This window comes from Ectothiorhodospira shaposhnikovii (assembly GCF_047222355.1).
Taxonomy (GTDB): domain Bacteria; phylum Pseudomonadota; class Gammaproteobacteria; order Ectothiorhodospirales; family Ectothiorhodospiraceae; genus Ectothiorhodospira.
Map to the genome: position 1 here is coordinate 1,627,281 of NZ_CP178333.1, position 24,223 is coordinate 1,651,503.

General features: G+C 61.7%; 24 protein-coding genes. 16 read left to right on the forward strand and 8 right to left on the reverse strand.

All coding sequences use genetic code 11. From position 1 onward, the window contains the following. Positions 1–34: 34 nt before the first annotated feature. From fabD to ACLF6L_RS07495, 10 genes are all read left to right on the forward strand, one after another. Positions 35–970 carry an ACP S-malonyltransferase gene (fabD, locus tag ACLF6L_RS07450; RefSeq protein WP_238617007.1) on the forward strand — a complete coding sequence of 312 codons (936 nt, stop codon included), beginning with the start codon at positions 35–37 and terminating at the stop codon, positions 968–970. A gap of 37 nt (positions 971–1,007) precedes the next feature. Continuing rightward, positions 1,008–1,751, forward strand: a complete 744-nt coding sequence (fabG, locus tag ACLF6L_RS07455) for a 3-oxoacyl-ACP reductase FabG (protein WP_008931240.1) — start codon at positions 1,008–1,010, stop codon at positions 1,749–1,751. 189 nt (positions 1,752–1,940) lie between these two features. Beyond that, positions 1,941–2,183, forward strand: coding sequence for an acyl carrier protein (acpP, locus tag ACLF6L_RS07460; RefSeq protein ID WP_008931241.1), 243 nt, complete (start codon positions 1,941–1,943; stop codon positions 2,181–2,183). Between the two features lie 133 nt (positions 2,184–2,316). Next, positions 2,317–3,555, forward strand: a complete 1,239-nt coding sequence (fabF, locus tag ACLF6L_RS07465) for a beta-ketoacyl-ACP synthase II (protein ID WP_238617006.1) — start codon at positions 2,317–2,319, stop codon at positions 3,553–3,555. A gap of 103 nt (positions 3,556–3,658) precedes the next feature. After that, a complete protein-coding gene (gene pabC / locus ACLF6L_RS07470) occupies positions 3,659–4,468 on the forward strand; it encodes an aminodeoxychorismate lyase (protein ID WP_412852700.1) in 810 nt (269 codons plus the stop codon). A gap of 95 nt (positions 4,469–4,563) precedes the next feature. Further along, complete coding sequence (mltG, locus tag ACLF6L_RS07475) at positions 4,564–5,574, forward strand: endolytic transglycosylase MltG (RefSeq protein WP_412852701.1); 1,011 nt, start codon at positions 4,564–4,566, stop codon at positions 5,572–5,574. A gap of 20 nt (positions 5,575–5,594) precedes the next feature. Continuing rightward, positions 5,595–6,263 (forward strand): dTMP kinase, encoded by a 669-nt coding sequence (gene tmk / locus ACLF6L_RS07480; protein WP_238617004.1) that lies wholly within the window; start codon positions 5,595–5,597, stop codon positions 6,261–6,263. Continuing rightward, a complete protein-coding gene (holB, locus tag ACLF6L_RS07485) occupies positions 6,260–7,255 on the forward strand; it encodes a DNA polymerase III subunit delta' (protein ID WP_238617003.1) in 996 nt (331 codons plus the stop codon). The genes tmk and holB overlap by 4 nt, the downstream gene beginning before the upstream one ends. Positions 7,256–7,266: 11 nt before the next feature. Continuing rightward, entirely contained in the window at positions 7,267–7,608 is a 342-nt protein-coding gene (locus ACLF6L_RS07490; RefSeq protein ID WP_008931247.1) for a PilZ domain-containing protein, read from the forward strand. A gap of 51 nt (positions 7,609–7,659) precedes the next feature. Beyond that, positions 7,660–8,436, forward strand: a complete 777-nt coding sequence (locus ACLF6L_RS07495) for a TatD family hydrolase (protein ID WP_412852702.1) — start codon at positions 7,660–7,662, stop codon at positions 8,434–8,436. Between the two features lie 16 nt (positions 8,437–8,452). Here ACLF6L_RS07495 and ACLF6L_RS07500 read toward each other — a convergent pair whose 3' ends face one another. Continuing rightward, positions 8,453–9,580, reverse strand: coding sequence for an aminotransferase class V-fold PLP-dependent enzyme (locus tag ACLF6L_RS07500; RefSeq protein ID WP_238617001.1), 1,128 nt, complete (start codon positions 9,578–9,580; stop codon positions 8,453–8,455). A gap of 227 nt (positions 9,581–9,807) precedes the next feature. Between ACLF6L_RS07500 and ACLF6L_RS07505 the strand changes: the two genes are divergently transcribed. From ACLF6L_RS07505 to ACLF6L_RS07515, 3 genes are all read left to right on the forward strand, one after another. Further along, on the forward strand, positions 9,808–11,178 hold the full coding sequence (locus ACLF6L_RS07505; protein ID WP_412852703.1) for a KamA family radical SAM protein: 1,371 nt from the start codon (positions 9,808–9,810) through the stop codon (positions 11,176–11,178). A gap of 131 nt (positions 11,179–11,309) precedes the next feature. Continuing rightward, positions 11,310–12,659: an adenosylmethionine--8-amino-7-oxononanoate transaminase gene (locus tag ACLF6L_RS07510; protein WP_238617036.1), complete on the forward strand. Its 1,350-nt coding sequence runs from the start codon at positions 11,310–11,312 to the stop codon at positions 12,657–12,659. A gap of 204 nt (positions 12,660–12,863) precedes the next feature. Then, positions 12,864–15,176: an NADP-dependent malic enzyme gene (locus tag ACLF6L_RS07515; protein WP_238616999.1), complete on the forward strand. Its 2,313-nt coding sequence runs from the start codon at positions 12,864–12,866 to the stop codon at positions 15,174–15,176. An 80-nt stretch (positions 15,177–15,256) separates the two neighbouring features. Here the strand turns inward: ACLF6L_RS07515 and ACLF6L_RS07520 are convergent, their stop codons facing one another. Next, positions 15,257–15,952 (reverse strand): DJ-1/PfpI family protein, encoded by a 696-nt coding sequence (locus ACLF6L_RS07520; RefSeq protein ID WP_412852704.1) that lies wholly within the window; start codon positions 15,950–15,952, stop codon positions 15,257–15,259. 245 nt (positions 15,953–16,197) lie between these two features. Between ACLF6L_RS07520 and ACLF6L_RS07525 the strand changes: the two genes are divergently transcribed. Further along, the gene (locus ACLF6L_RS07525) at positions 16,198–16,572 is read left to right on the forward strand and encodes a phasin family protein (protein WP_008931254.1); all 375 of its coding nucleotides are present in this window, start codon (positions 16,198–16,200) and stop codon (positions 16,570–16,572) included. Positions 16,573–16,702: 130 nt separating this feature from the next. On the opposite strand, the gene ACLF6L_RS07530 is transcribed toward ACLF6L_RS07525, so the two are convergent. Then, positions 16,703–17,194, reverse strand: coding sequence for a hypothetical protein (locus ACLF6L_RS07530; RefSeq protein ID WP_141565249.1), 492 nt, complete (start codon positions 17,192–17,194; stop codon positions 16,703–16,705). Positions 17,195–17,413: 219 nt separating this feature from the next. After that, the gene (locus ACLF6L_RS07535; protein ID WP_412852705.1) at positions 17,414–17,995 is read right to left on the reverse strand and encodes a YceI family protein; all 582 of its coding nucleotides are present in this window, start codon (positions 17,993–17,995) and stop codon (positions 17,414–17,416) included. 182 nt (positions 17,996–18,177) lie between these two features. Between ACLF6L_RS07535 and ACLF6L_RS07540 the strand changes: the two genes are divergently transcribed. Then, the gene (locus ACLF6L_RS07540; protein ID WP_412852706.1) at positions 18,178–19,338 is read left to right on the forward strand and encodes a transposase; all 1,161 of its coding nucleotides are present in this window, start codon (positions 18,178–18,180) and stop codon (positions 19,336–19,338) included. 142 nt (positions 19,339–19,480) lie between these two features. Here ACLF6L_RS07540 and ACLF6L_RS07545 read toward each other — a convergent pair whose 3' ends face one another. From ACLF6L_RS07545 to fabI, 4 genes are all read right to left on the reverse strand, one after another. Then, positions 19,481–19,687: a dodecin family protein gene (locus ACLF6L_RS07545; protein ID WP_008931258.1), complete on the reverse strand. Its 207-nt coding sequence runs from the start codon at positions 19,685–19,687 to the stop codon at positions 19,481–19,483. Between the two features lie 141 nt (positions 19,688–19,828). Further along, positions 19,829–21,022: an acetate/propionate family kinase gene (locus ACLF6L_RS07550; RefSeq protein WP_238616995.1), complete on the reverse strand. Its 1,194-nt coding sequence runs from the start codon at positions 21,020–21,022 to the stop codon at positions 19,829–19,831. Positions 21,023–21,025: 3 nt separating this feature from the next. After that, positions 21,026–22,435, reverse strand: a complete 1,410-nt coding sequence (locus ACLF6L_RS07555; protein WP_238616994.1) for a bifunctional enoyl-CoA hydratase/phosphate acetyltransferase — start codon at positions 22,433–22,435, stop codon at positions 21,026–21,028. A gap of 3 nt (positions 22,436–22,438) precedes the next feature. Then, positions 22,439–23,215 carry an enoyl-ACP reductase FabI gene (fabI, locus tag ACLF6L_RS07560; protein ID WP_412852707.1) on the reverse strand — a complete coding sequence of 259 codons (777 nt, stop codon included), beginning with the start codon at positions 23,213–23,215 and terminating at the stop codon, positions 22,439–22,441. Positions 23,216–23,478: 263 nt separating this feature from the next. Between fabI and ACLF6L_RS07565 the strand changes: the two genes are divergently transcribed. Next, on the forward strand, positions 23,479–24,222 hold the full coding sequence (locus ACLF6L_RS07565; protein ID WP_238616992.1) for a hypothetical protein: 744 nt from the start codon (positions 23,479–23,481) through the stop codon (positions 24,220–24,222). Position 24,223: the final 1 nt, after the last annotated feature.

Genomic DNA, 24,223 nt, shown 5'->3' on the forward strand with positions numbered 1-24,223 from the left:
CCCTAACCCTGACGCTTTCAAGGAATTTGCGCCAATGAAACTCGCATGTGTGTTTCCAGGCCAAGGCTCCCAGTCGCTGGGCATGCTCGCCGCCCTGGCGGAGGCCTTCCCCCAGGTCCGCGAGACCTTTCAGGAGGCTTCGGACGTCCTCGGACTGGACCTGTGGGCCCTGACCCAGGAAGGCCCGGCCGACGATCTGAACCGGACCGAGAATACCCAGCCGGCCATGCTGGCGGCCGGTGTGGCCGTGTGGCGGGCATGGACGGCCCAGGGCGGCAGCGAGCCGGTGGTCATGGCGGGGCACAGTCTGGGTGAATACACCGCCCTGGTCTGTGCCGATGCCCTGGACTTCGACGCCGCCGTGCGTCTGGTGGCCGAGCGCGGGCGTCTGATGCAAAACGCGGTACCGGCGGGCGAGGGCGCCATGGCGGCGATCCTCGGGCTGGACGACGAACAGGTCAGGACCGTCTGTCGCGAGGCGGCCGCCGCCGGGGTGGTGGAGGCCGTCAACTACAACGCCCCGGGGCAGGTGGTCATCGCCGGTGAGACGGCGGCCGTGGAGCGGGCCATCGCCCTGGCCGGAGAAGCCGGCGCCAAGCGCAGCGTGAAACTGCCGGTGAGCGTGCCTTCCCACTGCTCCCTGCTCAAGAGCGCGGCCAGCAACATGCATGTGCGTCTGGAATCCGTGCGCGTGGGCACCCCCGCCATCCGTGTGATCCATAATGTGGATGTGACCTCCCATGCCGAGCCGGACGTGATCCGGGCGGCCCTGGCGGCCCAGATCCATCGACCGGTGCGCTGGGTGGAGACCGTGCAGGCCATGGCCGCGGACGGTGTCACCACCGTGCTGGAGTTGGGCCCCGGCAAGGTGCTCACCGGCCTGAACAAGCGTATTGACAAGTCACTGACCGTGGCCTGCGTGCAGGACCCGGACAGCCTGGCTCAGGCACTGGCCCTGGGTACATCCTGATCCGCCGCCAGTCCCCCCATCATAACGAGGACCCCGCATGACTCTTGAAGGTGAAATCGCGCTCGTCACCGGTGCCAGCCGCGGCATCGGCAAGGCCATCGCCCTGACCCTGGCCCGCCAGGGCGCCACCGTGGTGGGTACCGCCACCAGCGAGGGCGGTGCCCAGGCCATCTCCACCTACCTGGCCGAGGCCGGCGCCCGGGGACGGGGCATGATGCTGGACGTGACCCGGCCCGACGACGTGGATGCGGTGATCAAGGCCGTCGGTGACGAGTTCGGCGGGGTCACCATTCTGGTGAACAATGCCGGCATTACCCGTGACAATCTCCTCATGCGCATGAAGGACGAGGAGTGGGATGCCATCATCCAGACCAATCTCACGGCGGTGTACCGGGTGAGCAAGGCCGTGCTGCGCGGCATGATGAAGGCCCGCAAGGGGCGCATCATCAACGTCGGCTCGGTGGTGGGTTCTTCCGGTAACGCCGGCCAGACCAATTACGCCGCGGCCAAGGCCGGGCTGCTGGGTTTCACCCGCTCCCTGGCCCGCGAGGTCGGTTCCCGCGGCATCACGGTCAATACCGTGGCTCCGGGGTTCATCGACACCGACATGACCAAGGACCTGCCCGAGGCCCAGCGCGAGGCCCTGTTGACCCAGATCCCGCTGGGTCGCCTGGGGGCGCCGGAAGAAATCGCCCAGGCGGTTGCCTTCCTGGCCTCTCCTGGTGCAGCCTACGTCACCGGGGAGACGTTGCACGTGAACGGCGGGATGTTCATGGGCTGAAGACACGGCTTCCTTCTCCCGAATGGCGGGGAGGGGAGCCTTGTTCTGTAAGGTGGATGGAAGAGAAGGGTCGATGCCGGGCGGGTTTTTCCGTCCCGTGTGCATCAGCACAGTGGATCGACCGAAGGGATTTCACTACAATAGCGGCCCAGCTTCGGCTGCTTTTCAAATCAAGGGGATAGGCTAACCATGAGCAACATTGAAGAACGCGTCAAGAAAATCGTCGTCGAACAACTCGGAGTGAAGGAAGAAGAGGTGACCAATGCCGCTTCCTTCGTCGACGACCTCGGCGCGGATTCTCTGGACACCGTCGAGCTGGTGATGGCCCTCGAAGAGGAATTCGAAACCGAAATTCCCGACGAGGAAGCCGAGAAGATCACCACCGTTCAGCAGGCCATCGACTACATCAACGAGCACCTGCCGAACGCCTGATCCCTCGTTCAAGAGGATCATGCTCAACACCCGCGACCGCGACCAGTCCCCTGATCACGGTCGCGGGTGCCTCACACAGGTTAGAGTCGAACTTTAAGGTTTCACGCCCGAGCGTGGAAAAGGGGCAGTAGCATTGTCTAAACGGCGCGTAGTCATCACCGGTCTTGGCATCGTCTCGCCGGTCGGGTCCACCATCAAAACCGCATGGGACAATGTCACTGCGGGTCGTAGCGGCATCACTCCCATTGATGTCTTTGACGCTTCCCAGATGCCCGTGCGCATCTCCGGTGCCGTCCGGGACTTCAACGCGGACGATTACATCTCGCCCAAGGAACAGCGCAAGATGGACACCTTCGTCCACTACGGCATGGCCGCCGGCATTCAGGCCATCCGTGACGCCGGCCTGGAAGTCACCGAGGACAATGCCGAGCGCATCGGCGTGGCCATCGGTTCCGGCATCGGCGGTCTGCCCTACATCGAGAAGAGCTACGATGCCTTCCTCAAGGGCGGTGCCCGCAAGATCTCTCCCTTTTTCGTGCCCAGCGCCATCATCAACATGGTGGCCGGCAATCTCTCCATCATGTACGGCCTCAAGGGCCCCAACATCTCCATCGTGTCCGCCTGTGCCACCGGCACCCACAACATCGGTGACGCGGCACGCATGATCAAGTACGGCGAAGTGGACGTCATGGTCGCCGGTGGCGCCGAAATGGCCACCACCCCCTTGGGCATCGGCGGCTTTGCGGCAGCCCGCGCCCTGTCCACCCGCAATGATGATCCGGAACGGGCCAGCCGCCCCTGGGACAAGGATCGCGACGGCTTCGTCCTGGGCGACGGTGCCGGCGTCCTGGTACTGGAAGAGTACGAGCACGCCAAGGCGCGCGGCGCCCGTATCTATTGCGAGCTGTCCGGCTTCGGCTGGAACTCCGATGCCTTCCACATGACACAGCCTTCCACCGGCGGTGAAGGTGCGGCCGCCTGCATGCTGCAGGCGCTCAAGGACGCGGGCCTCAATCCGGATCAGGTGGACTATATCAATGCCCACGGCACCTCCACTCCGGCCGGCGACAAGGCCGAGACCATGGCCGTCAAGCGCGCCCTGGGGGATCATGCCTACAAGGTGGCGGTGAGTTCCACCAAGTCCATGACCGGTCATCTGCTGGGTGCCGCCGGTGGCATTGAAGCGGTGTTTTCCGCCCTGGCCCTGGCCGAAGGGGTGCTGCCGCCCACCATCAACCTGGACAACCCGGAACCCGAGTGCGACCTGGACTACGTGCCGAATACGGCCCGCGAGTTCAAGGGCAGCGTGGCCCTCTCCAACTCCTTCGGGTTTGGTGGGACCAACGGGACCCTGGTGTTCAGCAAGATCTGAGCCCTTCAGTCCCAGGACTGCCGGAAGGCCGCCGGGTGCGTGATTGCCCGGCGGCCTTCTGCGTTTCCGGCGCCAGTGGCGCCGTCGGAATCGGGGATCCGAGATGATGCTTGTCAATGGCCGACCGGCCTCCGTGTTGCCGCTCAATGACCGGGGCCTGCAGTACGGTGACGGTCTGTTCGAGACCCTGCGCATCCGGCAGGGCCATCCGTCCCACTGGCAGCGCCATCTTGAGCGCCTGCGGGAGGGGTGCCGTCGGCTGGGGTTTGCCGCTCCGGATGCCGCCGTGCTGGAAACGGAGGCGGGGCGTATCGCGGCCGCCCACCCCGATGGGGTGCTCAAGCTGATGGTCACCCGCGGTCCCGGTCCTCGGGGATACCGTCCCCCCGCGTCTCCTTCCCCGACCCGCATCCTGGTGGGAAGTCCGCTCCCGGACAGCCTTTCCGTCTGGCGGCGGGACGGCGTGCGGGCCAGGATCTGCCGGATGCGCCTGTCCTCCAATCCTGCCCTGGCCGGGATCAAGCATCTCAATCGTCTGGAACAGGTGCTGGCCCGCTCGGAATGGGAAGATGAGTATCAGGAAGGCCTGATGCTGGACGGGGAAGGGCGGGTGGTCGAGGGCACCATGAGCAATCTGTTCCTGGTCCGCGACGGCATGTTGCTGACGCCGTCGCTGGATCAGTGCGGTGTGGCCGGCATCACCCGGGCACGGATCATGGACATCGCCGCCGGGATGGGCATTGTCTGCGGCCAGACCGGGCTCCGCCTGGATGACCTGTTCCGGGCGGAGGGCCTCTTCCTCTGCAACACCCTGATCGGAATCTGGCCGGTGCGCTGCCTGGAAGGGCAAACGCTGCCGGTGCCGGATCTGGTGAGACGACTCCAGCAGCAGTTGGATACACAGGATCCATGACGCGGGCAGACAATCAGGGCTTGCCCATGCGATGCCGGGGAACGACAATCCTGTTCTGACCCTGGAACACACATGAGCCACTGCCGATTCCCGTGATGCGACGTCTTTTGCTTGTTGTCCTTCTGCTCCCGCTGATCATCGCCGGCTGGCTGGCATGGGACTATCATCGTTTCCTGCACACGCCGGTCAATCTTGCCGAGGCCACCGAGTTTCAGGTGCCCGCCGGGGCATCCCTGCGCCGGGTGGGGCAGGAACTGGCGGCGGCCGGGATCATCAGCAAGCCCCATTACTGGGAGATCCATGGGCGATTGTCGGAACAGGATCAGGGCATCCGGGCCGGGGAATACCTGATTCACCCCGGACTGACACCGGAGGACCTGCTGGCCCTGTTTATCCGTGGCCGCACCATCCAGTACAGCCTCACCATCCCGGAAGGCTGGACCTTCCTGCAGATGATGCGGGCCATCTCCGCCCACGAGAAAATCAGGAACACCCTGGCAGAGGATGAGTACATGAATGTGATGGCTCATCTGGGCCGTCCGGGTGAGCATCCGGAGGGCTGGTTCTTTCCGGATACCTATCTCTTTCCTCGGTACACCACGGACATGGACATCCTGCGCATTGCCCATCAGCGCATGCGCCAGGAACTGGCCCGGGCCTGGGAAAACCGCGCCGAAGATCTGCCCCTGAAGGACGAGTACGAGGCACTGATCATGGCCTCGATCGTGGAGAAGGAGACCGGGCGGGCCGATGAGCGTACCCTGGTCTCCGCCGTGTTCAACGAGCGCCTGCGCCGCGGCATGCGTCTGCAGACCGACCCCACCGTGATCTACGGCATCGAAAACTTCGATGGCCGCATCCGGCGACGGGATCTGCGGGCCGACAACCCTTACAATACGTACACCCGCGACGGCCTGCCACCCACGCCCATCGCACTGCCTGGCGCTGCCGCCCTGCATGCGGCGGTGAATCCGGCGGAATCCCGGGCCCTGTTCTTCGTGTCCCGGGGGGATGGCAGTCATCATTTCTCCACGACCTACCAGGAGCACCGGCGGGCCGTGATCCAGTACCAGCTCGGCGGCGATGCCAGCCGTTACGGGCGCTGACGAACAGGAATACCCACGTTTTGACCAGTCCATCTGCCGCTGCCGAAAGGCGAGGGCGCTTCATCTGCCTTGAAGGGATCGAGGGGGTGGGCAAATCCACCCACCTGAGTGCCGTGGTGGCCCATCTGCAGGCGCGGGGGATTACCGCCGTGAGCACTCGAGAACCCGGCGGCACCCCACTGGGAGAGGCCATCCGCGGCCTGCTGCTTTCCCGCGACTTTCCGCCCATGCACGGGGATACGGAACTGCTGCTCATGTTTGCCGCCCGAGCCGAGCATCTGCGTCACTTTATTCTGCCGGCGCTGGATGCGGGCACCTGGGTGGTCAGTGACCGTTTCACCGACGCCACCTATGCTTATCAGGGTGGTGGGCGGGGGATCCCGGTGGAGCGCATTGCCGCCCTGGAGGATTGGGTACAGGGGGCCGTCCGGCCGGATCTGACCATCCTGCTGGATGCGGATGTCGCCACCGGCCTGGCGCGGGCCGGCAAGCGGGGGGAAGCGGACCGGTTCGAACAGGAAGCCGTCGATTTTTTCGAGCGGGTGAGAGCGGTCTATCACGAGCGCGTCAATCGGTCACCGACGCGCTATGCCGTGGTGGATGCCGGGGGAGATCTGGACCGGGTACGGGCCGATCTGCTGGCCCGGATCGATGACCTGCTGGCCCACCCGGTATCCGGGACCCCATGAGCGGCGCCCCGTTTCCCTGGTTGGAGGAGGCGTGGTGTGCGCTGCTGGAACGGCGGCGTTCGGGACGCCTGCCCCACGGTTGGCTGTTCACGGGGCCCGCGGGGACCGGCAAGCTGGCCCTGGCCCGGGCCTTCTGCCAGGCCATCCAGTGTGAGTCGCCCCTGGCCCGTGGGGCGGCCTGCGGCCATTGTCATGGCTGCCGCATGTGGCAGGCCGGTGCGCATCCCGATCTGACGGAAGTGACCATCCCGGAGGACAAGACCCGCATCCTGGTGGACCAGATCCGGGCACTGGGAGATTTCATGTCCCTGAGCCGCAGTCATGGCCCCTGTCGCATGGCCATCCTGTGGCCCGCCGACGCCATGACCGAGAACGCCGCCAACAGCCTGCTCAAGACCCTGGAAGAGCCGCCGGGTGACGCCATCCTGATCCTGGTCAGTGCCCATCCGTTCCATCTTCCGGCCACGGTGCGCAGCCGCTGTCAGCAGATCAAGCTGGCCCTGCCTTCACGCCCCGAGGCCCGACGCTGGCTGGCCGGGGCCGTGCCCGACATACCCGAGGGGGATCTGGATGCCCTGCTGGCACTGGGGCACGGATCGCCGCTGCGCGCCCGAGCATTGGCGGAGCAGGAGGCACTGCCCCAGTGGCGTGCCCAGCTGGATGCCCTGCTGGGCCTGCTGCAGGGGCGCAAGGGGGTCGTGGAGCTGTCCGAGCAATGGCACAAGGCGCCCCTGGACGTGCTGGTGGATCGATTGCAGATCCTCATGGCCGACGGGATTTGTCGGCACATGACCGGCGCTGACGGTGGCCGTTCATCCGGCGTGGCGACCCCGAAAGCCCTGGAGATCCTGACGGAACGACTGGATCCGGCGGCCTGTTTCCATTTCCAGGGGCGATTGTGCGAATGGCGCCGTCTCGCCGACACCCCCATCAACCCGCAGGTGTTGCTGGAGGATATACTGGTGACCCTGCGTGATCTGGCACAGACCTGAAGGAGGGGACCATGGCACCGGGACAGGGCATACTTTCCCTGGCGATCAAGGACAAGCATTCCCTTTACGCCGCCTATATGCCGTATGTGAAGAATGGCGGCCTGTTCATTCCCACCCAGAAACTCTACAAGCTGGGCGACGAAGTCTTCATGCTCCTGACCCTGATGGAAGAGCGGGAGCGTATTCCGGTGGCGGGGCGGGTCATCTGGGTGACTCCCCCCAGGGCCCAGGGCAACCGCACACCGGGAATCGGCGTGCAGTTCAACGCCCAGGACAAGGGCGCCGCCCGCAACAAGATCGAAGGTCTGCTGGGTGGGGCGCTGCAGTCCGACCGACTGACCAACACCATGTAAGCCTTTTTAGGCAAGTCCTTTTTCTTTCCGATTTGCAACCATCGACTCTTTATGCTGATTGACTCCCATTGCCACCTGGATCGCATCGACCTGAGCCGGTTCGACGGCGACATGGACCGACTCATGGCCGCGGCCACGGAAGCCGGTGTCGAACACATGCTGTGCGTGTGCATCGACATGAACAATTTTCAGGCCGTCAGGGATCTGGCCGGACGCTATGCCCAGGTCTCCTGTTCCGTGGGGGTGCATCCCAGTGCACGGGAAGGCCTCGAACCCGACGAGGAGGCACTGGCGGCCATGGCCGCCGATCCGGAGGTGGTGGCCATCGGTGAAACCGGGCTGGATTACCACTACAACGAAGGCGACCTGACCTGGCAGCGGGAGCGGTTCCGGGTCCATGTGCGGGCCGCCAGGGCGGTGGGCAAGCCGCTGATCATTCATACCCGGGACGCCCGTGCGGATACCCTGGCAATCCTGAGAGAGGAGGGCGCCCGGGATGTGGGCGGGGTCCTACACTGTTTCACCGAGGACTGGGACACGGCCAGAGCCGGTCTGGATCTGGGGTTTCACGTCTCCTTTTCCGGGATCGTCACCTTCCGCAATGCGGATGCCCTCAGAGATGTGGCACGGCGGGTGCCGGCGGACCGGCTGTTGATAGAGACGGATGCCCCCTATCTGGCTCCGGCCCCGTTCCGGGGCAAGATGAACCATCCGGCACTGGTTCGGCATGTGGCCGAATGCGTGGCCGGGGTCCGGGGCGAGAGTCTGGAAACCCTGGCCGCCGTGACCGCGCAGAACTATCGGCGCCTGTTCAATCCCTGCACGTAGCCGTCACCGCGGGCCGTCATCCCGCCTCGGCGAAGGCCGCGGCCATCTCCACCGCCCGTTCCAGGTCACCGGTCCGGGTATGGAAATGGGGCGAGAACCGGATACCGCCGCCCCGCGGGGCACACAGAACCCCGGCATCCATCAACCGACGATGACTGAGCGCCACGTCCATGTCCCGGCGCCCGAAGGTGACGATGCCCGAACGCCGCTCCGGCGCCTGGGGTGAATGGATTTCGAACTTGGCGGATCTGAGCAGATCCACCAGGTATTCGACGTTTCTGGACAAGGCATCGGCAATGAAGGCCATGCCCAGTTCCTCGAACAGGGAGAGACTGGCGTCCAGGGCATGGATCCCCAGCATGTTGGGGCTGCCGCATTCGAAACGGCGGGCCGAATCGGCGGGATGCCAGTCCATCCGGTCATAATCACCGCAGTGCTCCACCATGTGCCAGCCGTACTGGTTCAGGCTCAAGGCATCGCGGGCCTCGGGGCCGGCGTAGAACACTGCAATCCCCTCGGGTCCGAGCAGCCATTTGTGGGCATCGGCGGCAAGAAAGTCCACCTGGGCGGCCTGCACGTCCAGGGGCAGGGCGCCCAGTTGCTGGATGGCGTCCACGCAGAACCAGATCCCCCGATGCCGACAGGCCGCGCCCAGGCGCTCCAGATCCAGTCTCAGGCCCCGGGCATATTGCACGGCGCTCACGCTCAGCAGACGGGTGCGCCGGTTCGTGGCGCCCAGCAGCGCCGCCTCCGGATCCGCCACCGACACATCCACCAGACGAACCTCCACGCCGAAGCGGGACTCCAAAGCCTGCCAGACGATCCGGTTGGACGGAAACTCCTGCAAGGGACAGACCACGTTATCCCCGCGACGCCAGGGCAGCCCGAAAGCCACCACGGAGAGCCCTTCCGAGGTGTTCTTGAGCAGGGCGATGTCTTCTGTCTCCGAGGCGTTGATCAGCCGCTGTAGCCGTTCGCGCAGCCGTTTTTCCACCGCCAGCCAGCGCGGGTAGTGCAGGGACCCATGCAGGGTGTTTTCCTGGGCGAAGGCGGCCACCGCCTGGGCCGTGCGGACCGGCCACGGGCCGACGGCGGCGTGATTGAGGTGAATCAGGTCGGGAGAGAGGGGGAATTCAGGATGCATGATTCTCCTTGCCGGGTCAGGGATGGGTTTGCAATGAGCGTGCCTGATTTGTTAGGGTTGTTCTTCTTTGTCCCTTGGCCATCTTGGCCACAACCATCTTGTGACCGCCGAATAATAGTGCGCGGTCGTTTTCGGAGATCAGGGCTGGCACGCCTGCGGCGCCCGTTCTTCCCACTGGATCCAGATTAATTTTCCGTCTGATCTGATCACAGAGTATCGGAGGCGTCATGAGTTCTGTCCTTAATTTTTACCGACACGAAGCACTGCAAGAGATCAAGGCCCGTCCGTTCAAGGTCTATACCGAGCGGACCCTGGAGCAGATCCCCGCAGTAGCCCGGCTATCCGAAGCCCAGCGTTTCGAGATGAAGGTGGTGGCCAGCGTGCTGCCGTTCCGGGTCAATGAATACATCATAGATGAATTGATCGACTGGGATCAGGTCCCCGATGACCCGATCTATCAGCTGACCTTCCCTCAGCGCGAGATGTTGGAGCCGGCGGCCTATGAACGCATGGCCGAATTGCACCGTCGCGGCGCAGAGCGGGCGGAGATTGCTGCCTTGGCGCAGACGCTGCGTCAGGACCTCAATCCCCACCCGGCAGGGCAGATGGAGATGAACCGCCCCATGCTGGATGGCCGTCCCCTGGAAGGGTTGCAGCACAAGTACAAGGAAACGGTGCTGTTCTTCCCCACCCAGGGTCAGACCTGCCATGCGTACTGTACCTTCTGCTTCCGCTGGGCGCAGTTCGTGGGTGATAAGGAACTGCGTATCGCCTCCAGTCAGAGTGATGACCTGCTGGGCTACCTGCGTGCCCATCCGGAAGTGACGGACCTGCTGGTCACCGGCGGTGATCCCATGGTCATGAAGACCAAGTATCTGGCCCAGTATCTTGAGCCCCTGATGGCGCCGGAATTCGATCATGTCCAGACCATCCGCATCGGTACCAAGGCACTGACCTTCTGGCCCCATCGTTTCGTGAGCGATGCCGATGCCGATGAATTGCTGATGTTGCTGGAACGATTGGTGAAGTCGGGCAAGCACGTGGCCCTGATGGCCCATTACAACCACTGGCGGGAGATGGAAACCCCCGTGGCCCGGGAGGCCATCCGCCGACTGCGTGCCACCGGTGCCGAGATCCGCAGTCAAGGGCCGCTGCTGGCCCATATCAATGATGATGCCGAAGTCTGGGCTCGCATGTGGCGCAACCAGGTACGCCTGGGAATCGTGCCTTACTACATGTTCGGTGAACGGGATACCGGCGCCCGCTGTTATTTCGAGGTCCCGCTGGCCCGGGCCTGGGAGATCTACCGCGATGCCATGTCCCAGGTATCCGGCCTGGCCCGCACCGCCCGCGGTCCTTCCATGAGTGCCGGTCCCGGCAAGGTGGAGATCCAGGGCGTGACCGAGATCCAGGGGAAGAAGGTGTTCGTGCTGCGCTTCATCCAGGGTCGTAATCCGGACTGGGTGCAGCGTCCGTTCTTTGCCCGGTATGATGAAAAGGCCACCTGGCTGAACCACCTGAAGCCGGCCTTCGGGGAGGAGAAGTTCTTCTTCGAGGATGAGTACAATGCCATGAAGGCGAGGGCGGTGACCCGGTAGTTCGGAATTTCAGGTTGTCGAGTCACGAGAATCGGCGGGCCGGTTCCCATGTCTTTCAGGCTGGTTCGGGTATTTCCCGGATCAGCCTTTTTTTTGCAAGGTTCCTTGTATCTTGAAGGGAGAGCAAAATGATGAACAATCACGACCTGACCCGCAGGGACCTGGCCGTTGTCTGGCATCCCTGTACCCAGATGAAGGATCACGAACATCTGCCCATGACGCCAATCCGGCGAGGGGAGGGGGTGTGGCTGGAGGATTTCGACGGCAACCGCTATCTGGATGCCATCAGCTCCTGGTGGGTGAACCTGTTCGGTCACGCCAACCCCTATATTAATGCCGCCATCCGCCGGCAGCTGGATGACCTGGAACACGTGATCCTGGCCGGTTTCACCCATGAACCGGTGGTCCGCTTGTCCGAGCGTCTGGTGGCGATCACGCCGCCGGGCCTGAGCCGGTGCTTCTACGCCGACAACGGGTCCGCCGCCGTCGAAGTCGCCCTGAAGATGAGCTTTCATTACTGGCTCAACCGGGGCCAAAAGGACAAGACCCGGTTCATCTGTCTTTCCAACAGCTATCACGGAGAAACCCTGGGGGCGCTGGCGGTGGGTGACGTGCCTCTGTACAAGTCCACCTATGGGCCGTTGCTGATGGAGGTCATGACCGTGCCCGGTCCGGACTGTTTCGAGCGTGAACCGGGCGAAGATTGTGAACAGGTGGCCGAGCGCATGTTCGAGGCCATGGAGGCGACGCTGGCAAGGCACGCCCACGAAACCTGCGCGGTGATCGTCGAGCCCCTGGTGCAATGCGCCGGCGGCATGCGCATGTATCACCCCCGGTATCTGCAATGGTTGCGCGAGGCCTGTGACCGTTACGGTGTGCATCTCATCGCCGACGAGATCGCGGTGGGGTTCGGCCGGACCGGGACCCTGTTTGCCTGTGAACAGGCGGGTATCTCGCCGGATTTCATGTGTCTGTCCAAGGGGCTGACCGGGGGCTATCTGCCGCTGTCCGTGGTGCTGACCCATGATCAGGTCTATGACGCCTTTTATGATGAGTACACGCGCCTGACCGCATTTCTGCATTCCCATTCCTATACCGCCAATCCGCTGGCCTGCACGGCGGCTTTGGCCACCCTGGACCTGTTCGAACGGGATGACGTCATCGGGCGAAATCGACGGCTGGCCGCGGTGATGGCCGAATCCCTGGCGCCGTTGAAGGATCATCCCCACGTGGCGGATGTGCGTCAGCACGGGATGATCGCGGCGGTGGAGATGGTGAGAAACAAGACCACCCGCGAACCGTATCCCTGGCAGGAGCGCCGTGGTCTGGCGATCTACCGGCACGGCCTCAAGCGCGGCGCGCTGCTCAGACCGCTGGGCAACGTGAGTTACCTGATGCCGCCGTACGTGATCACCGAGGAGCAGATCCGGTTCCTGGCGCAGGTGATGATGGAAGGCATCGACCTGGCGTGCCGGGATTGATTCGCATAATGTATATTATGTTAAATAATGTTCTCAACCAAGGAGTACATCGGCTCCCAAACAAGAACGGGTTCTAGCCTGGATGGCTGGCTGACCACATCGATCAGTTGCAAAGCTGCTGTATCGGCTCCCACAGACACTTTAAAAGTCGGATAATAGTCCGCTTCCCGATTTCAAGACCCGTACCGGAGATCCATCGCCCCCATGGATAAAAGCTCGCTGGACCAGGCCGCACTGGACTACCACTATTTCCCCACCCCCGGAAAGATCTCGGTCGTGCCCACCAAGGGTCTGACCAACCAGCGCGATCTCGCTCTGGCCTATTCTCCCGGTGTGGCGGCCGCCTCACGGCTGATCGCCAAAGATCCGGGTCAGGTGGGACGCCTGACCGCACGGGCCAATCTGGTGGGCGTGGTGACCAACGGCACGGCCGTGCTGGGGCTGGGCGCCGTCGGTCCCCTGGCAGCCAAGCCGGTAATGGAAGGTAAAGGTGTGTTGTTCAAAAAGTTCGCCAATATCGACGTCTTCGACATCGAATTGGACGAACTTGACCCGGACAAGCTGGTGGACATCATCGCCGCCATGGAGCCCACCTTCGGCGGCATCAATCTGGAAGACATCAAGGCTCCGGAATGCTTCTACATCGAGCGCAAACTACGGGAGCGGATGAAGATCCCCGTCTTTCACGATGACCAGCATGGTACTGCCATCGTGGTGGCTGCCACTGTGCTTAATGCCATGCAGCTCACCCGCAAGGAACTGAGCAGCATCAAGCTGGTCACCTCTGGTGCAGGTGCCGCCGCCCTCGCCTGCCTGGATCTGCTGGTCACTATGGGTATGCCGGAGGACAACATCTGGGTGACGGACATTCACGGCGTCGTCTACAAGGGACGCCCCGAAGAGATGGACAGTTTCAAGGAACGCTATGCCAAGGACACCGAGGCCAGGACTCTGGGCGAGATCATCGACGGTGCCGACGTCTTTCTGGGGCTTTCCGCCGGTGGCGTGCTCAAACAGGACATGGTGGCCCGCATGGCCCCCAATCCGCTGATCCTGGCGCTGGCGAATCCGGACCCGGAGATCCTGCCCGAGGAAGTCATGGAGGTACGGGATGACGCCATGATGGCCACCGGACGATCCGACTATCCGAACCAGGTCAATAACGTCTTGTGCTTCCCCTTCATCTTCCGGGGTGCCCTGGATGTGGGCGCGACCACCATCACCAAGGAAATGCAGATTGCCGCGGTCAGGGCCCTGGCGGAACTGGCCCGGGCGGAGCCTTCCGACGTGGTGGCCAAGGCCTATGGGGATGAAGGGCTGCGGTTTGGGCCTTCCTATCTGATCCCCAAACCCTTTGATCCACGACTGATCGTCAAGATCGCCCCCATGGTGGCCAAGGCCGCGATGGATTCCGGGGTGGCCACCGCCCCCATCGAGGAGCTGTGGACCTATCGGGATCATCTGAACAACTTCGTCTACCAGTCCGGGTTTGTGATGAAACCGGTATTTGCCGCCGCCAAGGCGGCCCCACGGCGGGTCATCTATGCCGAAGGCGAAGACGAACGGGTGCTGCGTGCCGTGCAGACGGTGCTGGAAGAAGGCCTGGCCCAGCCCATCGTGGTGGGTCGGCCCGAAGTGATAGAGTCCCGCATCGAGCGCATCGGCCTGAACCTGCGCCCAGGCGAGGATTTCGAGCTAGTGAATCCGGCTTCCGACGCCCGCTTCCGTACCCTGTGGAGTGAATATCACCAGATCATGGGCCGCAAGGGCATCACGCCGGACATCGCCAAGTACCGCATCCGCAGCAACAACACCCTGATCAGCGCCATGCTGCTGCGCACGGGAGATGCGGATGCCATGGTCTGCGGCATGGTGGGCCAGCACGCCTATCACCTGAAATTCATCGAAGACGTGATCGGCCTGGCCCCCGGGGTGCGGACCTTCGCCACCATGAACCTGCTGATGCTGCCCCATCGCACCCTCTTCCTGTGCGACACCTATGTCAATGAAAATCCGGACGCGGAAACCATTGCCGAGATCACTTTGATGGCGGCGGAGGAAGTGCGCAACTTCGGTCTGGCTCCCAAGGTAGCCCTGGTTTCCCATTCCAATTTCGGCAGTGTGCCCTCCGAAGGGGCGCGCAAGATGAGTCGCGCCCGGGCCCTGCTGGAACAAATGGACCCGAATCTGGAAGTGGACGGGGAAATGCACGCCGATGCCGCCCTCAAGGAAGAGATCCGTGATCAGCTCATCCAGGGGTGCCGCCTCAAGGGCGAGGCCAATCTGCTGGTGATGCCCAACATCGATGCCGCCAACATCTCGTTCAACCTGCTCAAGGCGGCCAGCGGTGAAGGCATCAGCGTGGGGCCGATCCTGCTGGGCTCCGCCAGGCCCGTGCACATCCTCAATGAAACCGCGTCCGTGCGGCGCCTGGTCAACATGACGGCGCTGGCGGTGGTGGATGCCAATCAGGCGGATAGCCGCCAGGCACAGCAGCGGGATCCCATGCAGCGCTGACCCCGCCCTACCCTGCTCTTTCCGTTCCAGCACCCTGATTTTACGGGCGCTGGAACGGGAAATGCCGCCGTTACCGGAATCTAGTTGACGCGTCGTTCGTCGTTGGAAGCGTGCTGGGTGGGCGGTTTCAGGCCTTCGAGCACTCTCCTACGGCTGTTTTCCGGAAATGGATACTCCATGTAGCGGGCGGCGGCGCGAGCCACGTCCTGGCCGTGATAACGCAGGACCAGTTGCAGGGCCATGTCGATGCCGGCGGAAATCCCTGCCGAGGTAATGACGGAGCCGGCATCCACAACAAATTCGTCTTCCACCACCATCACCTCCGGAAATGAATCCCGCATCCAGTCGAGGGAGCGCCAGTGGGTGGTGGCCCGCAGACCGTCCAGCAGGCCGGCCTTGCCCAGCAGCATGGCACCGGTACAGACACCCGCCAGCAGGGATAAGCCATCAGAGCGCTCCCTGATCCAGCTCATCAGGACGGGATTGTTGATCTCGCGACGGGCCCCCTTCCCTCCCGGTACCACCAGAATGTCCAGTTCCGGGCAATCGGTGAAGTCATGGTGCGGCAGTACCATCATGCCGCCCGTGGTGGTGATGGGACGCTTGTGTTCGGCAATCAGCCGTATGTCGAAGGGGGATTCCGTTTCGGCGCGTCTGGACTCATCCAGCCGGGTGGTGGCAAACACCTCGAACGGACCTGCAAAGTCGAGGACTTCCACCTGATCGAAGATCAGAATACCCACCAGGGTGCGTCGGACTGTGATGCTGTTATTCATCATCGGTTTTCCTGATAACCGGTCGGCCGCCGGTTTGCGGGTGGCCGATCCGCCGGACATTGACTGATCACAAAAATACTTCGACTCTGCCTATTATGCATCCAATTCTTACGGTATTTATGTTTCCGCGTGGCGCTGGTGTTTGATTGGAAATGTTGCACCGCACAAAAAAGTGCGCTATGCTGCAACGCAACAAGGGTGGGAATCCGCCCATCCTTGGCAAACCCATCTCAAGGAGATTTGCCATGTACAACGAATTCTTCAATATGAATCAGGAACAGTTCGAAAAGATGGCCGGTCCTGTGCGCAAGTTCAACAATGCGACCCTGGATCACGTGGCCAAGCTGGTTGAATACCAGATCAGCATGTTCCGCAGCTATTCCGAGATCACCATCGAGCAGATGCGTGCCCTGCAGACCGTGACCGACCCCAAGAGCCTGCAGGCCTACGTGAGTGCCCAGGCCGAAGCCACCAAGTCTCTGAGCGAGAAGGTGGCCAAGGACACCAATGAACTGGTGGAACTGCAGCGCGGTTATGCCGAAGAAGTGCAGAAGCTCAGCGAAGAAGGTCTGGCCACCGTCACCAGCATCGAGCCCGCCAAGGCCCGCAAGAGCGCCTGATTCGCTTCAGACCAGGATTGTGTCATGGGCAGGGCCGCCCGTTGAAGTTGTCTTCTCCTATCCGCTTGATCCCTGCGCCCATCCGATTTTCATCGGATGGGCGTTTTTTTATCCTGCACCCCAGCCCGCATCAGCGGGCCGACAGGGGGGCTCCTGTCTTGCGGTGAGTCTCGAAGAAGACACCGTTCCATGCGATGACCAGCGCCTCCTCGCTTCTGGGCAGGAGGCTCAGGGGCTCTTCCAGCGGCGTATCAAAACAGGTGATTTCCACCGTGGTCACGTCCCCATCGGGAAAGTCCAACGCCTCCGGCGTGATGCCGAAGCGTTCGATAAAGGCGTCCGGACCCAGGGCGTGAACCACATACCCGGGCTTGAGACACTGACTCTCCTCGAAGTGGGCAATGTGCTTCGAGTAGACGCCCTTGCGACCTACCAGAGCCTGTGCCTGCTCGTCGGTCAGCGTGGCCTCATCCGTGGCGGTGAATCCGGTCACTGTCCAGACCCCGAAAAACCCTTCCTCCGAGACCTTCTGGCCGCAACCGGCCATGAGCAATGCCGCCATCACCATGGCAGCCCCGCCCCCTGCTCGGACGATGATGTCACTGCGTTCATTCTGCTGCACGCCCTGCGCCTCCACGTTGTCTTGTCAAGCCTGAAATGAGGTTAAAAACCTGAGCCTGCAAAGGGTATCAGATTGTGGCCTTCAGGTTATTGATGACAGTCGGCACCCTGGCACATCAGGTACTTTGCCATTGTGCATGCATGTCGGGGGGCATCCCATGTGAAAACGGCCAGGCAAAGCCCGGCCGTGGAAAGATTTGATACATCCCACCTGCCCTGCTTATTCGGGCACCACAGCCTCCATGGAGATGCTGATGGTGATTTCATCTCCCACATAGGGCACGAACTTGTCTGCATTGAAATCGCTGCGTTTTACCACGGTATGGGCATGGGCACCGATGGCCGGTCTTTCCAGCATGGGATGGACCATGGCGGCGAAATGACTCACCTCCAGGGTCACCGGCTGTGTGATCCCCTTCATGGTCAGATGACCGTCTATGGATACCGGGCGACCGTCCTGGAAATTGATTTGGCTGGACTGAAATCTGGCTTCGGGATGGCTGGCGGTATCGAAGAAATCTTCTCCCTGGATATGCTCGTTGAAAGTGGCGTACCCGGTTTCCACCGAGGTCATGTCGATCACGATATCCACCTGCCCTGTACCGCCCTCCTTATCCAGGGTCACCGTGCCATGAGTCTGATTGAACTGACTGGTTTGGGTGGACAGCCCGAAATGGCTGTAGGAGAAACGAGGGAAGGTATGGGTGGGGTCGATTTCGTAGGTCACCGGCTCAGCCAGGGCAGATGTCGCCATGCCTGACATCAATACCACGGTAGCCGAAAGGGCGAACAAAGGTTTCATGCGGCGATCCTCCTGTTGTTTAAGAAACTGACCAATCATGTCTGGTTTAAAAAACTTACCCTTATTTTCCTGCTGAAGAAACGCATTTTTTACGGATAGTTTGATGTGTAGATGTCATTAGTCTTTTTAAAAGGACACCCACTTTATTTGCATGTTACTAAAAAAGGGTCTATTCTTAAGTCATGACTCAACCTCGCGCATCCCTCATCAGCCTCGACGAGACCCCTTGGTACCACTTGGTCAGTCGCTGCGTACGCCGTGCGTTCCTGTGCGGCAAGGATCCGCTGACCGGCACCAGCTACGAGCATCGCAGAGCCTGGATTGAAGGCCGAATTCTTGCCTTATCTTCGGTCTTCGCCATCGATATTGCTGCTTATGCCGTAATGTCCAACCACTATCACGTGGTTCTGAGAGTCGATGCCTCCCGTACCCATGGATGGACCATGGAGCAGATTCTGACCCGCTGGACGCAGCTATTTACCGGCCCTGCCCCGGTCCAGCGCTATCTGTCCGATGACAGAGTTCGGATGAGTGCCGCTGAAATGGCCCAGGTGGAGGAACTTGCCGAAATTTATCGGGCACGTCTCCATGACATTTCCTGGTTCATGCGGGTACTGAACGAGTCCATTGCCCGACAGGCCAATCAGGAGGACGGTGTCAAAGGGCGATTCTGGGAAGGACGTTTCAAGAGCCAGGCATTGCTGGATGAACAAGCCTTGCTGGCAGCCATGGCCTATGTGGATCTCAACCCGATCCGGGCGGGGATTGCGGACACTCTGGAGCGTAGTGAATACACATCCATTGCCAGAAGAATCAGAAATGCCACCATCACCCCGGATAAGGACCGCAATGTCGGCACCGGAGGCGCTGACAACACCTCCAAGCTTGGTCCAGCCTCATCAAAGCCTGAGATGCCCCCCTCCCCTACCCCATTCAGGATCGGTTCACGCCGGGACCACGCGAGTGAAAGCGGTCCCTTACAGCCAGAAAAATCATTGCAGAACATCACCCAGGCATCACTGATGCCCTTTGAGGCATCGGAGGCTGGATTGCAACACGGCATTCCTTTTTCACTGGAGGATTATTTCGAGCTGACTGAAACTCTGGGACGATGCGTACATCCGATGAAACGGGGCTTCATCGCGGACAAGACGCCCGGATTGCTGGTCAAACTCGGCATGGAACCACAGCAGTTCCTCCGCCATGCCGACCATCTGTTGAAAACCTTCGGCCCTGTCATCGGTACCGCGGATACCTTGTCGGCACTGGCTCAGCGCCGGAGACGGCGGCGGATGCGGGGAATTGCCATGGCAAGGCAGGTGTTTCAGGCAAAGGCAGCCTGAACAGAAGTCTGATTTCTGTCAGGTGACCGGATGAGAGGATAATACCCGGCAAGCGGTGCTCGCCGGGTCCGAGGCGCAGACGGACCAAGAGCGGTCCGCGCTGCCATGTGATGGGAAAAACAGGCAATCCGCGGGGCGGTACTTATTCTTCGTACTTGAAGGAGACGTTCAAGCGGGCTCGATAGCACACGATATTGCCGGCTTCATCCAGTCTCATGTCCAGTTTGTTGACTTCCACGATGCGCAGTTCACGCAAGCTGGATCGGGCCTTGGCCACGGCCTGGGCGGCGGCATCTTCCCAGGACTTTTCACTGGTTCCAATCAGTTCAATGACCTTGTAAACGCTCATGACTAGACTCCTCGCCCCCCGACCACGAGGTCGGCGGCTGATTTATTGGTTCTGATATCCAATGTGACCGGCCGCCACGGTCCACACCGTTCAAGCCGGTCACCCAAGTCTAGTCAAGACTGCGCTGTTTTTCCTTGAACATCAGAGACAACAGCGGGCGGCATGCCAGGCAATCATGCGCTCCTCATCGGTGGGAATGACCCATACCCCGACAGGGCTGTCATCCATGCTGATGCGTATCTCGCCACACTCGTTGCGTGCCTCATCAATGCGAACCCCCAGCCACTCACATCCCTGACACACCATAGCCCGAACCGGCGCGGCATGTTCACCGATACCCGCCGTGAAGACCAGATGGTCCAGCCCCTCCAACGCGGCCGCGAGACTGCCGATTTCCCGGATGATGCGATAGGAGAACAGTTCCACCGCTTCCCTGGCCGCGGGTACCGGACTTTGAATCAGGTCACGCATGTCGGCACTGACACCCGATACCCCCAGCAATCCTGATTGTCTGTACAACAGATCACTCACTTGCGCGGGTGACATGTTCTCGTGGGTCAGCAGATGGAGTACCACACCGGGATCGATGGTTCCGCAGCGGGTTCCCATCGGCAGCCCGTCCAGCGCGGTAAATCCCATGGTGGAAGCCACGCTGGCACCGTCCCGGATGGCACACAGGCTCGCGCCATTGCCCAGATGAGCGGCTACGACCCGGCCCGTCTCCAACGTGCCCAGATGATCGGGCAGACGCCGGCTGATGTAATCATAGGAAAGACCGTGAAAACCATACCGGATCAATCCCGCTTCGGTCAGATGCCGGGGCAAGGCAAAAGCCTGGGCAACCGGTGCCTGAGTGGTGTGAAAACTGGTGTCGAAGCAGGCTACCTGGGGCACGTCCGGTCGTAGCGTGAACAGGCTACGCACCGGTGCCAGACCATGAGGCTGATGCAATGGCGCCAGCGGAATCAACGTTTCCAGATCCTTCAGCACCCCTTCGTCCAGGCGGACCGGCTCGCGATAATGCCGTCCTCCATGGACGATGCGGTGGCCAATGGCACTGATCCGGCCGGCATCGGGCAACGCATCCATCCAGTTCAGCAGTTCTGAAAGCGCAGCGGCATGGTCATACTGATCGACATCCGCGATCAGGTGATCATCACGGATGACCGCTCCCTGGCCATCCCGAATCGACAGCCGTGCCTGCCGCCCGCCCAATCCGGAGAAGTGCCCCTGGTAATGGACGGAAAAACCGTCCAGTGACAGATCCCCTCCCCACCCCAGCAGCGCAAACTTGAGACTGGAAGAGCCGCTGTTGATGACCAGGATATCTCGCATGCCTTACCGAACCTTTTTCTTCAGATAATCCGCCAGCAGCAGCGCCAGGGCACAGGAGGCCATACGGGTGATGGCATCATCGGCCCGGCTGGTGAGCACGATGGGCACACGGGCACCCACCACCAGACCGGCTCCGGTTGCATCCGCCAGGTAGGTCAACTGCTTCATGAGCATGTTGGCCGCTTCCAGATCCGGAGCCACCAGGATATCCGCCCGACCCGCCACGGGTGACGTGATGTTCTTGGTCGCTGCCGCGGCCTCGGACACGGCGTTGTCGAAGGCCAGGGGACCGTCGATCAGGGCGCCGGTGATCTGCCCCCGGTCAGCCATCTTGCACAGGGCTGCCGCCTCCAGGGTGGACTGGATCTTGGGATTCACCGTCTCCACCGCCGACAGAATGGCCACCTTGGGCATCTCATTACCTACCGCGTGTGCCAGATCAATGGCGTTCTGGACGATATCCACCTTATCGGCCAGGGAGGGGTAGATGTTGATGGCCGCATCGGTGATGAACAGCGGACGAGGATAGGTCGGGACATCGAAGGCCATCACATGACTGATACGCCGCTCGGTGCGCAGGCCTGCATCCTTACGCACCACTTCCCGCAGCAACTCATCGGTATGCAGCGATCCCTTCATGATCGCTCCCACACTGCCCGCACGGGTCATGGCCACCGCCTGCTCAGCCGCGGCATGGCTGTGGGGGACATGGACAATGCGAAAATCGCTGATGTCGATCTCCGCCTCATCCGCTGCCGCGCGGATGCGATCCTCGGGACCGATGAGGATGGGATGGATCAGGCCCGCCCTGGCAGACTCATAGGCTCCCAGGATGGAAGGTGCATCCACTGGATGCACGATGGCCATGTCCACCGCCTCCGGATGGGTGGCGGCATGCAGAAGTTCATGCAGACGGGCCCGCTCGGACATGCGCACCCGAGGCATCACGGTACGGGGGCGACGGATCTTTTCCGTGGGTGCCAGCACGTCGGCCACCCCTTCGATGACATCCCGACCTTCCTGGTTGGTACACCGGCAATCGAACTTGATGCGGTTCTTGTCCGGATCCTTTTCCAGGACCTTGACCTTCACCTGCAGGATGTCTCCCAGGCCCACCGGAGCCCGGAACCGCAGGGTCTGTCCCAGATAGATGGTCCCGGGTCCGGGCAGTTCGGTGCCCAGCACGGTGGAAATGAGCGCCCCGCCCCACATGCCGTGGGCGATGATCTCCTGAAAACGGGAACTCTTGGCAAAATCCTCGTCCACATGCGCCGGATTCACGTCCCCGGACATGATGGCGAAGAGCTTGATGTCATCCATGGTGAGCCGGCGCTCGATGGCAGCCTCGTCGCCCACCCGAATCTCATCGAAGGTACGGTTCTCGATGTAACCCAGATCGGTTTTCTTGTCCATGACTCAGGCCCTTATGTTGTGGCCGGCATCCACGTAAAGGGTGCTGCCGGTCAGTGACTGTCCAGCCCCGGAGGCCAGGAAAACGGCGCACTGTCCTACGTCATCGACGGTAGTCAGACGACGCAAAGGAGATCGGGTTTCGGCATCCCGGGCCAGGGTTTCGAAATCCTGGATACCCGAGGCCGCCCGGGTACGGATGGGGCCCGGCGAGATGGCATGCACCCGGATGCCCCGCGGACCCAATTCCGCCGCCATGTAGCGCACGCTGGATTCCAGCGCGGCCTTGACCGGCCCCATGAGGTTGTAGTTGTCCACCACCTTTTCGGCCCCGTAATAGGACAGGGTGATCAAGGTGCCCCCCTCCTTCATCAGCGGCTCGGCCTGACGGGCCAGACGAATGAAGGAGTGGCAGGATATGTTCATGGCCTGGGCAAAGCCGTCCCAGGAGCAGTCCACCACCCGACCATGGAGATCATCCCGGGGGGCAAAGGCCATGGAATGGATCAGAAAATCCAGCTTTCCCCAACGTTCGTCGGCGCGCTGGAACAGGGCGTCCACCTGGGACTGATCAAGCACATCGCACAGCATCAGTTCCGGATCTCCCATTTCACCGACCAGAGGGCGGACGTGGGATTCGGCCTTGGGATGGCCATAAGTCACGATCATTTCGGCACCAGCCTGGTGCAGTGCACGGGCACAGCCGTAGGCAATGCTGTCGGCATTGGCGAGACCGGTGACGATGCCGGTTTTCCCTTGCATGGAGAAGGGTTGAGTCGTCATGGGCAACCTCCAATCGTCGCTGGGTTCACTGGTTCAGACAGATGAACCTGATTTATGTTGCATTGCAGCGAAGATTAGCAGAAGCGCATGATGCCTGCATGTCAATTTGCGATTTTTGCAAGGTTCTTCGGTCTTTTTTACTTATTTTCAAGATGCCTTTCCCGACCTAAATCCACGCCGCACTCATGGTTGACATATGGATAGTTCGCCGGCTCATATAAAACCCTTCACCATTGCCCCGGATTCAATCAGGAGCCGATCCCATGCCGTTGCCGACGAAGATGCTGATTGCCTGTCTGTTGATGGCGACGGGCCTACCGGCCTTCGCCGCAGAGCGATTCCAGGACTGGTGGATCAGTTACAGCCAGCCGTCCGGAGAACAGGCGCTGACCCTGCTGGCCTATACACGCACTGACGAGGGCCACGCACTTGCGGTGGGCCAGACGCAGAATGGGCCGGTCAAGATTGCCCTGCTGGTCAATGGCGGGCCTCCCATTCACATCAGGGATGGCTTGCTGGAAGCGGAAATCGATGTGGACACGACCTGTCGGAAGCATGCCCTCCAGCAGGATCCCGATGCCCCCATCGATCCCGATCCATCCTCGGGGTCATGGACTCAAAGCCTGGAATGGCCGGTCTGGGAACCTTCCCGCGGACACTCGCTGCCACCCCTTCTGGAATCCTTGATGGAGGGACGTGAAATCCGCCTCAAGGTGGAAGATGATCAGGGAGATGTCCGCACCCTGAAGTTTTCCCTGGACGGAGCCCGCCAAGCCATGCAGTGGATACTGGCCCAGGGACCGCTGACCGTGACCCACCATACCGTGGATACTCTCTCCGACAGGGCGGCCTTCGAATGCCATCAGCGGGCCCGGGGAGAAAGAAGCCGGCTGGAAACCTGCTTTGACGCCATCGTATCCTGCTGGGATCACCATGCCGGCGGCTCGGTGCTGGCCTTTCAGGGCTGTCTTCGCAACAGTCGGATGGGGCTGGGCGGCAACTGGTAAC